Source organism: Streptococcus sp. 4155 (assembly GCF_013276695.1).
In the GTDB taxonomy this organism is placed as follows: domain Bacteria; phylum Bacillota; class Bacilli; order Lactobacillales; family Streptococcaceae; genus Streptococcus; species Streptococcus pseudopneumoniae.
Genome location: NZ_VMLM01000070.1, coordinates 410 through 16,273, shown reverse-complemented (window position 1 = coordinate 16,273; position 15,864 = coordinate 410). Strand labels below are relative to the sequence as shown.

Genomic DNA, 15,864 nt, shown 5'->3' with positions numbered 1-15,864 from the left:
TATAGTAAAATGAAATAAGAATAGGACGAATTGTTCAGGACAGTCAAATCGATTTCTAACAATGTTTTAGAAGTAGAGGTGTACTATTCTAGTTTCAATCTACTATACTTGCCAAAAGGTGTCGGTTCCATCTTTACCTTCCATGTCAAAGGTGGGGAGGCAGAAGCCCGCAAGGTCATTGATCATTTAGAAATCTTTTCTGACCTTGCAAACGTGGCAGATGCCAAGTCTCTTGTTGTTCATCCAGCAACAACCACTTACGGTCAATTGTCAGAAAAAGACCTAGAAGCAGCAGGTGTCACACCAAACCAACTTCGTTTGTCAATTGGTCTTGAAAATGTAGAAGATTTGATTGAAGACTTGCGCTTGGCCTTGGAGAAAATTTAAAGTAAAAGAAGATAAACAGTGGTTTTCGACTCGCTGTTTTTGATTTTCCTTCAGGCATGATATAATGGATAAAGAAGTCTAGAAAGAGGAACGATATGAACGAAATCAAATGTCCCAACTGTGGGGAAGTCTTTACAGTAAATGAAAGCCAGTATGCTGAACTTTTGTCCCAAGTGAGAACGGCAGAGTTTGATAAGGAACTACACGATAGGATGAGGCAAGAACTGGCCTTGGCTGAGCAAAAGGCTATGAATGAGCAACAGACTAAACTGGCTCAGAAGGATCAAGAAATTGCGCAATTACAGAGTCAGATCCAAAACTTTGATACAGAAAAAGAATTGGCCAAGAAAGAAGTTGAACAGACAAGCCATCAGGCCCTCTTGGCTAAGGACAAGGAAGTACAGGCTTTGGAGAACCAATTGGCCACTTTGCGTTTAGAGCATGAAAATCAACTGCAAAAGACCCTTTCTGACCTAGAAAAAGAACATGTTCAGGTCAAAAATCAGCTCCTCTTGCAAGAAAAGGAAAATGAGTTGTCTTTGGCTTCTGTTAAGCAAAACTATGAAGCCCAGCTTAAAGCAGCTAGTGAACAAGTCGAGTTTTATAAGAATTTTAAGGCTCAACAATCTACAAAAGCCATTGGGGAAAGCCTAGAACAGTATGCAGAGAGTGAGTTTAACAAGGTCCGTAGTTTCGCCTTTCCAAATGCCTACTTTGAGAAGGATAACAAAGTCTCTGCGCGTGGGTCTAAGGGAGACTTCATCTTCCGTGAGTGTGATGAAAATGGGGTAGAGATTATCTCCATTATGTTTGAGATGAAGAATGAAGCTGACGGAACAGAGAAGAAGCACAAGAATGCAGATTTTTACAAGGAATTGGACAAGGACCGTCGGGAGAAGAACTGTGAATATGCCGTTTTAGTGACCATGCTTGAGGCCGATAACGACTACTTTAACACAGGGATTGTTGACGTCAGTCACGAGTATGAAAAGATGTATGTGGTTCGTCCTCAATTTTTTATTCAGTTGATTGGGCTCTTACGTAATGCGGCTCTTAATTCTTTAAAATACAAGCAGGAGTTAGCGCTTGTTCGCGAGCAAAATATCGACATTACACATTTTGAGGAAGACTTGGATGCTTTTAAACTAGCCTTTGCTAAGAACTATAATTCAGCTTCGACCAACTTTGGAAAAGCTATTGATGAAATCGACAAGGCCATCAAACGCATGGAAGAGGTTAAGAAATTCCTGACCACATCTGAAAACCAACTCCGTTTAGCTAACAACAAATTGGAAGATGTCTCTGTTAAAAAATTGACCCGGAAAAATCCAACCATGAAAGCGAAATTTGAAGCATTGAAGGGGGAGTAGAAAGCAAAAATGAACGGTATTATCAACTTAAAAAAAGAAGCAGGAATGACCTCGCATGATGCGGTTTTTAAACTGCGTAAGATTTTGGGCACCAAGAAAATTGGTCATGGTGGGACCTTGGATCCAGATGTAGTGGGTGTTTTGCCCATTGCGGTTGGCAAGGCGACCCGCATGGTTGAGTTTATGCAGGACGAGGGTAAGATCTATGAGGGGGAAATCACTCTGGGCTATTCCACGACGACTGAGGATGCTAGTGGGGAAGTGGTCGCAGAAACCCCTGTTTTGTCTCCCTTGGATGAAAAGCTTGTTGATGAAGCGATTGCGAGCTTGACTGGTCCTATTACCCAGATTCCCCCTATGTATTCGGCAGTTAAGGTTAATGGTCGCAAGCTCTATGAGTATGCGCGTGCTGGTCAGGAAGTGGAGCGTCCAGAACGTCAGGTGACCATTTATCAATTTGAGCGAACAAGTCCGATTTCTTATGATGGCCAACTTGCCCGATTCACTTTTCGTGTAAAATGCAGTAAAGGGACTTACATCCGTACTTTGTCAGTTGATTTGGGTGAAAAGCTTGGTTATGCGGCTCATATGTCTCAGTTAACTCGTACTAGTGCTGCTGGCTTACAATTAGAAGACGCACTGACCTTGGAGGAAATTGCTGAAAAAGTAGAGGCTGGCCAATTGGACTTTCTCCATCCTATAGAGATTGGGACAGGTGATCTTGTCAAAGTTTTCCTAAGTCCAGAAGAAGCTACAGAAGTTCGCTTTGGTCGTTTTATTGAGCTAGACCAAACGGACAAAGAACTGGCTGCCTTTGAAGATGATACATTGTTAGCCATTCTAGAAAAACGGGACAAACTCTACAAGCCAAGGAAGGTTTTTAGCTAGATCCTTTAGGAATAAAAATCGGGTGATAGATAACAATTGCTTGATAAAACCCCATACTAATAGTAGAATGGGGTTGGGAATTATAATATTCCAATTGTTGCGAGTTGTAGATACTCAAATAATCTATATAGAAATTTAGAGGTGTGAAATGAAGCAATTTAAAATTCTTTCAGATAAATATTTAGAGTCCATTACAGGTTCTGGTGGGAACTTAGGCCCAGGAGTATATTGTGTAGACGTTAAAGGTCGAGCAAAATGCAGTATCAATCATGGAGAGTTTTGGGGGTACACGGGAAGTGTAGTAGTCAATGGCTGGATTAATTATGGTCCATGGGCACCTAGACCAGGATTTGGTGTGATAATTCCATGATGCAAAATGAGTTTCGAGAAAGGGTGGAGCAACTTCTTCAACAAAAAGAAATAAATGAAAATAGTGAGTTGAGTCACCTGTTTCGTCTTGCTATACAAAATTTAGACAGAAATGAAAAATACCAATCGGTCATGGCCAATTTGAGTCAAGGGTTGTCGCTTTACCTCATGACGCATCATTACCAGGCACCTAAGTCTGTCATTGATTTTGGTTTATGGATTGCCAAAGCTCCTAGCCAGGAAAGAGGGAGACTGGCTTTCTTGCAGATGCTTGCTCAAACCCTACAGGGCTTTCGTTAAAACTATCGAACATCAGAGGGAAGACTCTGGTGTTTTTTGCTGATGAGACTATAAATTTTGTAAAAAATGTGATAGAATAGACGACGGATAAAATAACGGAGGATAGCATGCAAAATAGACCAATCATTATTGGAGTGACAGGTGGTTCTGGTGGTGGTAAAACCAGTGTTTCAAGAGCCATTTTATCGCATTTTCTTGATGAAAAGATTTCCATGATTGAGCATGATTCATACTACAAGGATCAGTCTCATTTGACCTTTGAAGAGCGTATCAAAACCAACTATGACCATCCATTTGCCTTTGATACAGACTTGATGATTGAGCAGATGAAGGAATTGTTGGCAGGGCGTCCGGTGGACATTCCGACTTATGACTATACTGAACATACACGGAGCAGCAAGACCTATCGTCAGGAGCCTCAGGATGTCTTTATCGTTGAGGGCATTTTGGTCTTGGAGGACAAGCGCCTGCGCGATTTGATGGATATCAAGATTTTTGTGGATACGGATGATGATGTGCGCATTATTCGTCGTATCAAGCGCGATATGGAAGAACGTGGCCGTAGCCTTGATAGCGTTATTGACCAGTATCTAGGTGTGGTTAAACCCATGTACCATCAGTTTATCGAGCCGACTAAGCGTTATGCTGATATCGTCATTCCTGAGGGAGTCAGCAATACAGTAGCTATCGACCTGTTGACGACCAAGATTGCTAAGATTTTGGAAGAAGCTCGAAATAGCAAATAAACAGAATTGGAGGCCTTGCCTCCTTTTTCTATTTTTCCCTCATAATGGTACATAAATGGAGATTTTTAGGCATATTTTTGGTATAATAATACCCATGAAAGAGCAAGAAAATGAATAGTAGGTGGAGATGGAAAAGTATTTATCGGTAACAACTTTGACCAAGTATCTGAAAATGAAATTCGATAAAGACCCATACTTGGAACGGGTCTATTTAACTGGTCAAGTTTCCAACTTTCGTAAACGACCTACTCACCAATATTTCTCCCTAAAAGATGACCATGCAGTTATTCAAGCGACCATCTGGTCTGGGGTTTATCAGAAATTAGGTTTCGACCTAGAAGAAGGAATGAAAATCAATGTGATTGGGCGTGTGCAGGTCTATGAACCAAGTGGTAGCTACTCCATCATCATTGAAAAGGCTGAGCCTGATGGGGTTGGGGCGCTTGCGATTCAGTTTGAACAACTCAAGAAAAAATTGACAGAAGAAGGCCTGTTTCAAGAACGTTTCAAGCAAGCTCTGCCCCAATTTTCTAAGAGAATTGGTGTGGTAACCAGTCGCAGTGGAGCCGTTATTCGAGATATTATCACGACCGTCAGTAGGCGATTTCCAGGTGTCGATATTCTACTCTATCCAACTAAGGTTCAAGGTGAAGGTTCTGCGGAGGAAATTGCTAGAAATATTGCGCGTGCTAATCAAGGGGACGATTTGGATTTACTCATTATTGGTCGTGGAGGTGGTTCCATAGAGGATCTCTGGGCCTTTAACGAAGAAATTGTGGTACGAGCTATTTTTGAATCTCGTTTGCCAGTTATCTCTAGTGTGGGGCATGAGACGGATGTGACCTTGGCAGATTTTGTGGCAGATCGACGCGCTGCAACGCCAACAGCGGCGGCTGAACTAGCAACACCTGTGACCAAGTTGGATCTATTAGCTCATTTGCAAAATCAGGAAAAACGGATGGCAACGGCAGTCCGAAATGTCCTATCTAAGAAACAAGAAGCTTTGAAAAAATGCAGTCAGTCTGTTATCTTTAGACAACCAGAACGTTTGTATGATGGCTATATGCAACGCTTGGATCAACTGCAATTGCGTTTGAAACAAAGTTTGCGAACACGGATTTCTGATAACAAGCAATTAGTCCAAGCAAGGACGCATCAACTGGTTCAATTATCACCTGTTACCAAAATCCAACGCTATCAAGACCGTCTAGGCCAGTTGGATAAGCTCCTCCGTAGTCAAATGACGCTGGTTTATGATGCCAGGGTTGCTGAAGTCAAGAGACTTTCAGAAGCCTTGTTGATGTTGGATGCCAGTCGCATCGTGGCGCGTGGTTATGCTATTGTCAAAAAAGAAGAGTCCGTTGTAGATTCGGTTGAGAGTTTGAAGAAAAAAGACCAAGTAACGCTTTTGATGCGAGATGGTCAAGTAGAATTAGAGGTTAAAGATGTCAAAACAAAAGAAATTTGAGGAAAATCTAGCAGAACTGGAGACCATTGTCCAAAGTTTGGAAAATGGTGAAATTGCTCTGGAAGATGCGATTACTGCCTTTCAACAGGGCATGGTCTTGTCTAAAGAACTCCAAGCGACGCTGGACAAGGCTGAAAAGACCTTGGTCAAGGTCATGCAAGAAGACGGAACAGAAAGTGATTTTGAATGAAGAAGCAAGAAAAATTAGCTCTTGTCGAGTCAGCCTTGGAAGACTTTTATGGAGGCCAGCAGTTTGCCTCTAGTTTGCGAGAGTCTGTTCTCTATTCCATTCATGCTGGTGGCAAGCGTATTCGGCCTTTTCTCTTGTTAGAAGTTTTGGAAGCCTTGCAGGTGGCTATCAAACCTGCTCACGCGCAGGTGGCTGCAGCCTTGGAAATGATTCATACAGGGAGCTTAATTCACGATGATCTTCCAGCTATGGATGATGATGATTACCGTCGGGGACGATTGACCAATCATAAGAAATTTGGCGAAGCAATGGCAATTTTGGCTGGAGATGCTTTATTCCTAGATCCTTATGCCTTGATAGCGCAGGCAGATTTGCCAAGTCAGATTAAGGTGGACTTGATTGCCAACTTATCTCTTGCTTCAGGAAGTCTGGGTATGGTAGCAGGCCAGGTTTTAGATATGGAAGGTGAACACCAACATTTGTCTTTGGAAGAACTTCAGACCATTCATGCTAATAAGACTGGGAAACTACTAGCCTATCCCTTTCAAGCGGCTGCTATTATAGCCGAATTGGCACCTGAGATGCAGGTGAAGCTGAAAACTGTTGGTGAATTGATTGGACTTGCTTTTCAAGTTCGAGATGATGTACTGGATGTGACTGCCAGTTTTGAGGAGATCGGCAAGACACCTCAAAAGGATTTGCAGGCAGAAAAGTCAACCTATCCAGCCTTGTTGGGCTTGGAAGAGGCCATTGCCTTTTGTAACCAAACCCTGGATCAAGCTAATGCCAAATTAGACGACATTGCCCAGCAGGTTCCCTTTGAAACAGAATCAATTGTAAGTGTAGTAGAAAGTTTGAGAATCAATGGCTAAGGAAAGAGTGGATGTACTAGCTTATAAACAGGGCTTGTTTGAAACGCGAGAACAAGCCAAACGCGGCGTCATGGCTGGACTAGTCGTTGCAGTCCTGAATGGAGAACGGTTTGACAAACCAGGAGAGAAAATCCCGGACGACACTGAGTTAAAACTCAAGGGGGAGAAACTCAAGTATGTCAGCCGTGGTGGCTTGAAACTGGAAAAGGCCTTGCAGGTCTTTGATTTGTCAGTGGAAGGAGCTACAACGATTGATATCGGTGCCTCTACTGGAGGTTTTACCGATGTCATGTTGCAAAATGGTGCTGAACTTGTCTTTGCAGTTGATGTTGGTACCAATCAATTGTCTTGGAAACTACGCCAAGACCCACGAGTTGTCAGCATGGAGCAGTTTAATTTCCGCTATGCTGAAAAGACCGATTTCGAGCAGGAGCCGAGCTTTGCCAGTATTGATGTGAGTTTCATTTCCCTCAGTCTGATTTTGCCAGCCTTGTACTGTGTGTTATCTGATCAAGGTCAGGTTGTGGCTTTAGTTAAGCCTCAGTTTGAGGCAGGTCGAGAGCAGATCGGGAAAAATGGAATTATTCGGGATGCTAAGGTTCATCAACATGTCCTTGAATCTGTCACAGCTATGGCAGTAGAGGAGGGCTTTTCAGTCCTTGGATTGGATTTTTCTCCCATCCAAGGTGGGCATGGAAATATTGAATTTTTAGCGTATTTGAAAAAAGAAGAGTCAGCAAGCAATCAGGTTCTTGCTGAGATTGAAGAAATAGTAGAAAGGGCGCATAGTCAATTTAAAAATGAATAAAAAAGAGAGACTTGAAAAAATTAGACGATTTGTGACAGATTATCAAATCGGTACACAAGAAGAAATTGTAGAACATTTGAAAGAGGCAGGCATCACTGCCACTCAGGCGACAGTATCACGTGATATCAAAGAGCTAGGCATTGTCAAAATTCCTTTGAGAGACAACACCTATGTCTATGAATTGCCAAAATCAATCGTAAAAAGTTTGCAACTAGCTGAATATAATATCGAATCGGCTCAATTGATGGACAAGATGATCAATCTCCAAGTTATTCCAGGAAATACGGCTTTTGTAAAAGCTCAGTTAATTGAGACTTTTGCGGACAAGATTTTCAGCTGTTTGGCTGATGATAGTTCGATTTTAGTCATGGCCAGAAGTGAAAGTCTAGCTGAGGAAATCTTTGAACAAGTAAAAAAATGGTAGGTCTATATGTTACTTGAAATTTCGATAAAAAACTTTGCCATTATTGAGGCTATTTCCCTCCATTTTGAGAAGGGGATGACAGTCCTGACTGGTGAAACAGGCGCAGGGAAGTCGATTATCATTGATGCCATGAATATGATGTTGGGAGCTCGTGCGACGACAGATGTTATTCGTCATGGTGCACCAAAGGCAGAGATTGAGGGGCTTTTCTCAGTTGAGAATAGTCGTCTTTTACAGGAAATTTTTGATGAGCAAGGTTTGGAATTGGGTGATGAAATTATCATCCGTCGGGAAATCTTGCAAAATGGTCGGAGTATTAGTCGTGTCAATGGCCAGATGGTTAATCTGTCTGTTTTGCGTGCTATTGGGCAACATCTGGTGGACATTCATGGTCAGCATGATCAAGAAGAGTTAATGCGTCCCCAACTGCATATCCAGATGCTGGATGAATTTGGTGATACAGCCTTTTGGGACTTAAAAGAAACCTATCAAACAAGTTTTGATGCCTACCGTAAAATGCGCAAGCAGGTTCTGGAAGTCAAGAAAAACCAACAGGAACACAAGGCACGTATCGAAATGTTGGAATTTCAAATGGCAGAGATTGAGGCAGCCAACTTGCAAGCAGGTGAAGACTTGACTCTCAATCAAGAGCGTGATAAACTGCTCAACCATAAAAATATTGCGGATACACTGACCAATGCCTACAGCATGTTGGACAATGAAGATTTTTCAAGTCTGGCCAATGTTCGTTCAGCCATGAATGACATGGAAAGTGTCGAAGAGTATGACCCTGAATACCGTGAAATTTCAAGCTCACTGTCTGAGACCTACTATGTCTTAGAAGACATTAGCAAACGTTTGGAAGCTATTATTGAGGACCTTGATTTTGACGGCAATCGTCTCATGCAGGTTGAGAATCGTTTGGATCTCCTTCATACTATTACCCGTAAGTACGGTGGGACTGTAGACGATGTCTTGCTTTATTTTGCCAAGATTAGGGAAGAATATAATCTCTTGACAGGCAATAACCTTTCATCTGAGGACATGGAAGCAGAGCTTAAGAAATTGGAAGTCAATCTTGTTGATTTGGCTGGTCAACTTGCCTCTGCTCGTCATGACTTGGCTCAGCAGCTCGAAGCAGAGATTAAACAAGAACTGCAAGACCTTTATATGGAAAAAGCCCAGTTTCAGGTTCGTTTTAGTAAGGGAAAATTCAGCCGTGAGGGAAATGAAATGGTTGAGTTTTATATTTCAACCAACCCTGGAGAAGACTTTAAACCCTTGGTTAAGGTTGCGTCTGGTGGGGAATTATCCCGTCTCATGCTAGCCATTAAGTCTGCCTTTTCACGTAAAGAAGGTAAGACTAGCATAGTCTTTGATGAGGTGGACACAGGAGTTTCAGGTCGTGTAGCTCAAGCTATTGCACAGAAGATTCACAAGATTGGCCAACATGGGCAGGTTCTAGCTATTTCCCATTTGCCACAAGTAATTGCGATTGCGGATTATCAATTTTTTATTGAGAAGATTAGTAATGACCATTCAACGGTTTCGACTGTTCGTCTCTTGACAGTCGAAGAGCGAGTGGAGGAAGTTGCTAAGATGTTGGCAGGTGATGATGTGACCGAAGCAGCCCTGACGCAAGCCAGAGAATTGTTGAGAAACAGAGAGAAATAAGATGCCTGACTATTATGTAATTGGAGATGTTCACGGAAAAGCTGGGATGCTGGAAGACCTTCTCAAAACCTGGGATGGTCAGACCCAGTTGCTCTTTCTAGGGGATTTAATTGACCGTGGTGAAGATAGTCGCCGTGTCCTTGAAATGGTCAAGGACTTGGTGGATAATCAAGGGGCTATCTGTTTGTCAGGAAACCACGAGTATATGTTTTTGACATGGCTAGATGATCCAGAAGAAAGCTATGACCACTATCGTCGTAATGGTGGTGATACAACTATTAACTCTATCCTAGGTCGTCCCTTGGATGCCCCAGTTGACGGGATTGAGGATGCCAAGCGTGTTGCTACTGAAGCGGCAGACTTGGTCAAATTTATTCGTCAAATGCCATTTGTGGTAGAGACAGACAAGTATATCTTCGTTCACGCAGGTATTGATTTGACCTTGGATGACTGGAATGAAACCACAGATTATAAAAAGGTCTGGCTTAGAAAACCATTCCATGAAGCCGAAAATCATACTGGAAAAACTATTGTCTTTGGTCATACACCGGTCTATGGTTTGTTAAAGCAAGATCGAGGTACAGCTGAGCTTTGGATGACAGAAAATGGTAAGATTGGAATGGATGGAGGAGCTGTTTATGGTGGTGTCCTTCACGGGATTGTCTTTACAGACCAAGGGATGACAGAACACCACTTTATCGAAAATGACGGCTTTGTCGCTGAAGATTAGTACTCCTAGCAGGGGATGGTCTTGTCAAAATATCAAAAACAATTTATAATAAATAGATACCCTGAAAGGAAGAGACTCATGAACTTAGAAGAATTGAAAAAACGACAGGAGAAGATCCGTAACTTCTCTATTATCGCCCATATTGACCACGGGAAGTCGACTCTAGCAGACCGCATTTTGGAAAAAACTGAGACAGTCTCCAGTCGTGAAATGCAAGCTCAGCTTTTGGATAGTATGGATTTAGAACGGGAACGTGGGATTACCATTAAGTTAAATGCCATCGAGCTCAATTATACTGCAAAAGATGGGGAAACTTATATTTTTCACTTGATTGACACACCAGGACACGTAGACTTTACCTATGAAGTTTCCCGTTCGCTAGCTGCCTGTGAGGGAGCGATTTTGGTGGTCGATGCTGCCCAAGGGATTGAGGCTCAAACCCTTGCCAACGTTTATCTAGCCTTGGACAATGATTTGGAAATCATGCCTGTCATTAACAAGATTGACCTGCCTGCTGCAGATCCGGAGCGCGTGCGTACAGAGATTGAAGATGTCATTGGTTTGGATGCCAGTGAAGCAGTTTTGGCTTCTGCCAAGGCTGGTATTGGGATTGAAGAAATCCTCGAGCAAATCGTAGAAAAAGTACCAGCGCCAACAGGTGATGTGACGGCACCACTCAAGGCCTTGATTTTTGACTCAGTTTACGATGCCTACCGTGGGGTTATCCTCCAAGTGCGTGTCATGGATGGAGTGGTTAAACCTGGCGATAAGATTCAGCTTATGAGCAATGGCAAGACCTTTGATGTGACCGAAGTCGGTATTTTTACACCCAAAGCAGTTGGTCGTGATTTCCTTGCGACTGGTGACGTTGGTTATATTGCGGCTTCTATCAAGACAGTTCAGGATACTCGTGTGGGGGATACCGTTACCTTGGCAACCAATCCTGCGGCAGAGCCATTACATGGTTACAAACAGATGAATCCTATGGTCTTTGCGGGTCTCTATCCTATCGAGTCAAACAAGTACAATGACCTGCGTGAAGCCCTTGAAAAATTGCAACTGAATGATGCTAGTCTTCAGTTTGAACCAGAAACATCTCAGGCACTTGGATTTGGTTTCCGTTGTGGATTTCTTGGACTTCTCCATATGGATGTTATCCAAGAACGTTTGGAACGTGAGTTCAACATCGACCTCATCATGACAGCTCCATCTGTTATCTATAAGGTTAATTTGACCGACGGTGAGTCTATGGATGTGTCCAACCCATCTGAGTTCCCAGATCCAACCAAGATTGCGACCATTGAAGAGCCTTATGTCAAGGCGCAAATCATGGTACCGCAAGAGTTTGTTGGAGCAGTGATGGAGCTAGCTCAGCGTAAGCGTGGGGACTTTGTGACTATGGACTATATCGATGATAACCGTGTCAATGTTATCTATCAAATTCCATTGGCTGAAATCGTCTTTGACTTCTTTGATAAGCTTAAGTCTTCAACTCGTGGTTATGCTAGCTTTGACTACGAATTGTCAGAATATCGCCCATCTAAGCTAGTGAAAATGGACATCCTTCTCAATGGAGACAAGGTGGATGCCCTCAGCTTTATCGTTCATAAGGACTTTGCTTATGAACGTGGGAAACTCATCGTTGATAAGCTCAAGAAAATCATCCCTCGCCAACAATTTGAAGTTCCAATCCAAGCAGCAATTGGACACAAAATTGTCGCTCGTACTGATATCAAGGCCCTTCGTAAGAACGTACTTGCTAAATGTTATGGTGGTGACGTTTCTCGTAAACGCAAACTCCTTGAAAAACAAAAAGCTGGTAAGAAACGTATGAAAGCTATCGGATCAGTAGAAGTTCCGCAAGAAGCTTTCCTCAGCGTCTTGAGCATGGATGAAGAATAAGTTATCAGAAATGCCTTTCCTTCTTCACAGGAAATGTATATAAGAATCAATAGTAAAGCAGGCTTTAATGGCCTGCTTTTTTATAAACTATCAAGAAATCGGAGAAAATAATGGTATAGTAGATTGAAACTAATAGTACACCTCTACTTTTAAAACATTGTTAGAAATAGATTTGACTGTCCTGATAGATTTGCCCTGTTCTTATTTCATTTCACTATAAAATTTTAAATTTGTGACCATATCTTGACTGTATTTTCCTCTCTTTTTCGAATAAATAAATAGAATAATCAAATCTAGATTAAAAAATGTGCTATAATGAAAGGAGAAGCAATATGACTGTACGTCATCCGGGCATTAGCCCGACCAATGATTTGGTTGCTAAGAAGATTTTTAGAAATCCGGAAATCACTTGTCAATTTATTCGCGATATGCTGGATTTACCAGCAAAAAATGTGACCAATTTGGAGGGAAGTAATATTCATGTCTTGCCTTCCATGCCCTATTCGGCGCAAGATTTCTATACCAGTATAGATGTTTTGGCGGAGTTGGATAATGGTACGCAAGTTATCATCGAAATTCAGGTTCATCATCAGAATTTTTTCATCAATCGTTTATGGGCTTACCTTTGCAGTTAGGTCAATCAAAATCTTGAAAAAATTCGTCAACGAGAAGGTGATACTCATCAGAGTTATAAACACATCTCACCAGTATACGCTATCGCAATTGTGGATAGTAACTACTTCTCAGATGACTTGGCTTTTCATAGTTTTAGCATGCGAGAGGATAGGACAGGTGAGGTTTTAACAATTACAAACAATGGACAGGAAAACCATCTGGTTAAGATGGCATTCTTGGAACTAAAAAAATACAGAGAAACCAGCAAAGACGAGGTTCGCAAGCCATGGTTGGAGTTTTTTGTAACTCTCTATCTCCTAGATAGGGTTCAATAAAATATAGTGATTTCGGAGTTAGCTAGTTAGGTCATTTGTAAATCAAGTAAGCCTAAGAGAAGTAGTGATCTTAGAAAAACTGGAGCTGGCTAGCTAATAATCTAATCTATAAGAATCCCTAAGCAAGGGGTTAGAATCTATAAACTGATATATGATTTAGTTTTATCCATAAATGATTAAAAAGAGAGTATGGCGTGGCTACTACACTGTAGAAGATTGGCTCTTTAATCATACAATGCTAGGATTTGTTTTTGATGTGCTGAATATCAGGGAGAAAATCTTTCGAAATAAACTGTAACTAAAATGTTATCAAATTGTAATAAAGTTTTGATTTGTATATGTTTCTCAAGACAGAATCGTCAGGAAGCTTGATAGAATAGCTTTGCACAGCCTCTGCATATATATATATATATGCAGAGGCTGTCTTTTTCTTGATACCTAAGTGAAATAGAGAAGTAAAATGAGTATCTTTTTAAAGTAATTTGAGATATAATAGTTTGGTCATACTAGGTTGAATGACTTAGTTAATATCTAATCAATCATGCAAACCTTTGCTTGATTTTGTAGTTATGAATTGAGTGATTTTAATCGGAAAAATTTAGACTTAAAAAGGAGAACATCTAATATGTTTTATAGTGAGAAGGACGATAGAGAAAAACAATTACGTTTTTCGATTCGGAAGGTTAGTTTTGGAGCGGCCTCGGTAGCCGTGGCGGCGCTCTATCTCTTTATGGGAAGTGGAGCGGTATCTGCTGCGGAAGCGCAGGCCATACAGTCAAATGAGGAGGTGGCAGCTGATAAGGATTCGGAAACAGAGAAAAAATCAGAGGAACAGCAGCCAACCTACGCTGCTCCTGCTGCAAAAGAACAAGGATCTGCAACCAATACTGAAGCAGGGGATAAAGGAAAGCAAGAGAGTCATCCAGAGACCAAAGAGGAAGAAGCCAACTCATCTGAACAAAGCGAACCTGCAACAAAGACTCAATCAGAGGAAAACTCTGTAAATGGGGATTCTAGCTCTCCAAAATCTGAAGGTGAAGGTACAAAATCAGAAGAAGCAAGCAGCAAGCCAAAAGTACGTAAAAGACGTGATGCAGACCCTGTCCCACCAGCGACTGCAGCCGATGCTGATCTAGATGCAAATCAGACTTATACAGCTCCAGAAGATGGTGCAAGTGTAGACGATTTGGCGACTAAATTAAACGCTTTGCCTGAAACAGTAGAGAATGAGAAAAAACTTGCTAACATAGACCAAGTTGGTGATACCAAAAATATAAATCAAGGTGAAGTGAAGGAACTTGCTGAATTTGGTGGTTGGAAGGCAGTCAATGGCGGAAAATTTGGTGTTGCAAGAAAGACAGATAGAGGGGTTTTTCCTATTGAGACTGTGAATACGGTTTTGAAAGGTGCTGATAGATATAATACATGGACTCAGGAAAGTGTTTTTAATCGTGATAGCCGATATGCTCTCTTCCTGTCTAAAGTGAGAACAAAAAGTACTTGGAATTTATCTACATTTGATAAGTCAGTGTATATGGACAGAAATGAAGGAAAAACTATCTCTAAAGGTTTGGAGGGATTTAATGGTATAGAAAAGACATTTAAAGTTTATTCGCAAGGAGTAGGATCAAGCGTCGAAATTGCTTTCAATATAGGATATACAGGAGATATTGACGGAAAAAAAGCTACTTATAAAGTTGAATTATTAGGTAAAAAAGAAAATAATGATATTCCATTGTACTCTGTTAATTTTGATCCTGCAAAATCTGTATCTGATAATGATAAGAGTGTGACAAAAGCTACTGAAATAAGTTCTGAAATAATTGATATGCCTGTAGCTGGAATAAATAAAGAGAATCTTAATCATAAGTTAGCAGAATCTCCCTATAGTCCAAAGGGTACAGCAGGAACATTCAAGAGTAAAAAGATTGATATCCCTGCGGGATATACGGAATACAAGGTTCGTATTAGTTCAAATGATAATCTACATCTAGGTATGGGATACCAAGTAGAGTGGAATCATTATGCTCTACCAATTACTGGAACAGGGTTTACAGTTACTCAGAATACTAGCAAAGTAGCCAAGGACTTAGCTGAAAAAGTTTATAATAAATTAACCGAACAAAAAGAAAAAGATACAAAATGGTCTACTCTTGAAACCAAGGCTGCTTATGACGAAAAATTGCAGAAAATTAAGGAAAATATTGAATCTGGAGCTAGTACTAGTGATTATCAAACAGTAGTGAAAGAGGCTTTAGAAAAACAAAAAAACCTGAATGAAGAAAAGAAAATAAAACATAAAGCAGCTGATGAAATAGCTGAAAAAGCAGCTGAGAAATTAGTTAAAATAGATGATGATGAAACATTATCAGAAAACGAAAAGAGGATAGCTACAGAAAAAGTTATAGCAGAAGCAGAAAAAGCAGCACAAAAGGTCAAAATAGCCATAGACCAAGATGGTGTGGAAAAAGCTAAAACGGATGGGATTGATGCAATAACCAAAGTTAACCCAGTAGGAAAAGACAAGGCTAAAAAAGCTATTCAAGATGAGCTTGATAAGAAAGAAGCTGAGATTGAAGGAAATGACCAGCTTAGCCCAGATGAAAAACAAGTGGCTAAGGAACAAGCTAAAGCGGCAGCGGACAAAGCTACCCGAGCCATTGACCAACAGCCAGCTACTGCGGATACTCCAGAAGCGGCTACTCAAGCTCAAACAGCGGTCACAACAGCTCAAACTACAGGAGAAGCTGACATTAAGAAGGTGAATCCAGTAGGAAAAGACAAGG

14 protein-coding genes and 2 pseudogenes (1 of these 16 running past the window's edge) are annotated in these 15,864 nt (G+C 41.2%); all 16 read left to right on the top strand.

The window, feature by feature from the left end; translation table 11 throughout:
- Positions 1-105: 105 nt before the first annotated feature.
- Positions 106-387 (top strand): annotated as a pseudogene (locus HT715_RS08800) (PLP-dependent transferase); the annotation flags it as partial.
- A 95-nt stretch (positions 388-482) separates the two neighbouring features.
- Complete coding sequence (locus tag HT715_RS08795; protein WP_138707149.1) at positions 483-1,757, top strand: DUF2130 domain-containing protein; 1,275 nt, start codon at positions 483-485, stop codon at positions 1,755-1,757.
- Between the two features lie 9 nt (positions 1,758-1,766).
- Positions 1,767-2,645, top strand: coding sequence for a tRNA pseudouridine(55) synthase TruB (gene truB / locus HT715_RS08790; protein WP_138699678.1), 879 nt, complete (start codon positions 1,767-1,769; stop codon positions 2,643-2,645).
- 148 nt (positions 2,646-2,793) lie between these two features.
- Positions 2,794-3,015, top strand: a complete 222-nt coding sequence (locus HT715_RS08785) for a hypothetical protein (RefSeq protein ID WP_000808578.1) — start codon at positions 2,794-2,796, stop codon at positions 3,013-3,015.
- Positions 3,012-3,314, top strand: a complete 303-nt coding sequence (locus tag HT715_RS08780) for a bacteriocin immunity protein (protein ID WP_000983427.1) — start codon at positions 3,012-3,014, stop codon at positions 3,312-3,314. The genes HT715_RS08785 and HT715_RS08780 overlap by 4 nt, the downstream gene beginning before the upstream one ends.
- 107 nt (positions 3,315-3,421) lie before the next feature.
- Positions 3,422-4,060 (top strand): uridine kinase, encoded by a 639-nt coding sequence (gene udk / locus HT715_RS08775; protein WP_001181364.1) that lies wholly within the window; start codon positions 3,422-3,424, stop codon positions 4,058-4,060.
- Between the two features lie 127 nt (positions 4,061-4,187).
- Positions 4,188-5,528, top strand: a complete 1,341-nt coding sequence (gene xseA / locus HT715_RS08770) for an exodeoxyribonuclease VII large subunit (RefSeq protein WP_023933773.1) — start codon at positions 4,188-4,190, stop codon at positions 5,526-5,528.
- Positions 5,506-5,718 carry an exodeoxyribonuclease VII small subunit gene (locus HT715_RS08765; RefSeq protein ID WP_042901048.1) on the top strand — a complete coding sequence of 71 codons (213 nt, stop codon included), beginning with the start codon at positions 5,506-5,508 and terminating at the stop codon, positions 5,716-5,718. The genes xseA and HT715_RS08765 overlap by 23 nt, the downstream gene beginning before the upstream one ends.
- On the top strand, positions 5,715-6,590 hold the full coding sequence (locus HT715_RS08760; protein ID WP_172922452.1) for a polyprenyl synthetase family protein: 876 nt from the start codon (positions 5,715-5,717) through the stop codon (positions 6,588-6,590). Before HT715_RS08765 ends, HT715_RS08760 begins: the two co-directional genes overlap by 4 nt.
- On the top strand, positions 6,583-7,398 hold the full coding sequence (locus tag HT715_RS08755; RefSeq protein WP_172922915.1) for a TlyA family RNA methyltransferase: 816 nt from the start codon (positions 6,583-6,585) through the stop codon (positions 7,396-7,398). The genes HT715_RS08760 and HT715_RS08755 overlap by 8 nt, the downstream gene beginning before the upstream one ends.
- Positions 7,391-7,822, top strand: coding sequence for an arginine repressor (locus HT715_RS08750; RefSeq protein ID WP_001034403.1), 432 nt, complete (start codon positions 7,391-7,393; stop codon positions 7,820-7,822). Before HT715_RS08755 ends, HT715_RS08750 begins: the two co-directional genes overlap by 8 nt.
- Positions 7,823-7,828: 6 nt before the next feature.
- Positions 7,829-9,496: a DNA repair protein RecN gene (gene recN, locus HT715_RS08745; RefSeq protein WP_172922914.1), complete on the top strand. Its 1,668-nt coding sequence runs from the start codon at positions 7,829-7,831 to the stop codon at positions 9,494-9,496.
- Between the two features lies 1 nt (position 9,497).
- On the top strand, positions 9,498-10,226 hold the full coding sequence (locus HT715_RS08740; protein ID WP_172922913.1) for a metallophosphoesterase family protein: 729 nt from the start codon (positions 9,498-9,500) through the stop codon (positions 10,224-10,226).
- 78 nt (positions 10,227-10,304) lie between these two features.
- Complete coding sequence (gene lepA / locus HT715_RS08735) at positions 10,305-12,128, top strand: translation elongation factor 4 (protein ID WP_001047207.1); 1,824 nt, start codon at positions 10,305-10,307, stop codon at positions 12,126-12,128.
- Between the two features lie 332 nt (positions 12,129-12,460).
- Positions 12,461-13,045 (top strand): annotated as a pseudogene (locus tag HT715_RS08730) (PD-(D/E)XK nuclease family transposase); the annotation flags it as partial.
- 658 nt (positions 13,046-13,703) lie between these two features.
- A protein-coding gene (locus HT715_RS08725; RefSeq protein WP_172922912.1) for a YSIRK-type signal peptide-containing protein crosses the window boundary here: on the top strand, positions 13,704-15,864 show its 5' portion. Its footprint extends 137 nt past the window's final position; 2,161 of the gene's 2,298 nt are visible here — the first part of the coding sequence; its start codon is at positions 13,704-13,706; the stop codon falls past the right edge of the window.

What these genes read in the sequence shown, in the direction of transcription:
- recN (WP_172922914.1), top strand. Translation starts at nt 7,829, where the DNA reads ATGTTACTTGAAATTTCGATAAAAAACTTTGCCATTATTGAGGCTATT.
- HT715_RS08755 (WP_172922915.1), top strand. Translation starts at nt 6,583, where the DNA reads ATGGCTAAGGAAAGAGTGGATGTACTAGCTTATAAACAGGGCTTGTTT.
- HT715_RS08780 (WP_000983427.1), top strand. Translation starts at nt 3,012, where the DNA reads ATGATGCAAAATGAGTTTCGAGAAAGGGTGGAGCAACTTCTTCAACAA.
- lepA (WP_001047207.1), top strand. Translation starts at nt 10,305, where the DNA reads ATGAACTTAGAAGAATTGAAAAAACGACAGGAGAAGATCCGTAACTTC.
- HT715_RS08750 (WP_001034403.1), top strand. Translation starts at nt 7,391, where the DNA reads ATGAATAAAAAAGAGAGACTTGAAAAAATTAGACGATTTGTGACAGAT.
- truB (WP_138699678.1), top strand. Translation starts at nt 1,767, where the DNA reads ATGAACGGTATTATCAACTTAAAAAAAGAAGCAGGAATGACCTCGCAT.
- xseA (WP_023933773.1), top strand. Translation starts at nt 4,188, where the DNA reads ATGGAAAAGTATTTATCGGTAACAACTTTGACCAAGTATCTGAAAATG.
- HT715_RS08785 (WP_000808578.1), top strand. Translation starts at nt 2,794, where the DNA reads ATGAAGCAATTTAAAATTCTTTCAGATAAATATTTAGAGTCCATTACA.
- HT715_RS08795 (WP_138707149.1), top strand. Translation starts at nt 483, where the DNA reads ATGAACGAAATCAAATGTCCCAACTGTGGGGAAGTCTTTACAGTAAAT.
- udk (WP_001181364.1), top strand. Translation starts at nt 3,422, where the DNA reads ATGCAAAATAGACCAATCATTATTGGAGTGACAGGTGGTTCTGGTGGT.
- HT715_RS08740 (WP_172922913.1), top strand. Translation starts at nt 9,498, where the DNA reads ATGCCTGACTATTATGTAATTGGAGATGTTCACGGAAAAGCTGGGATG.
- HT715_RS08765 (WP_042901048.1), top strand. Translation starts at nt 5,506, where the DNA reads ATGTCAAAACAAAAGAAATTTGAGGAAAATCTAGCAGAACTGGAGACC.
- HT715_RS08760 (WP_172922452.1), top strand. Translation starts at nt 5,715, where the DNA reads ATGAAGAAGCAAGAAAAATTAGCTCTTGTCGAGTCAGCCTTGGAAGAC.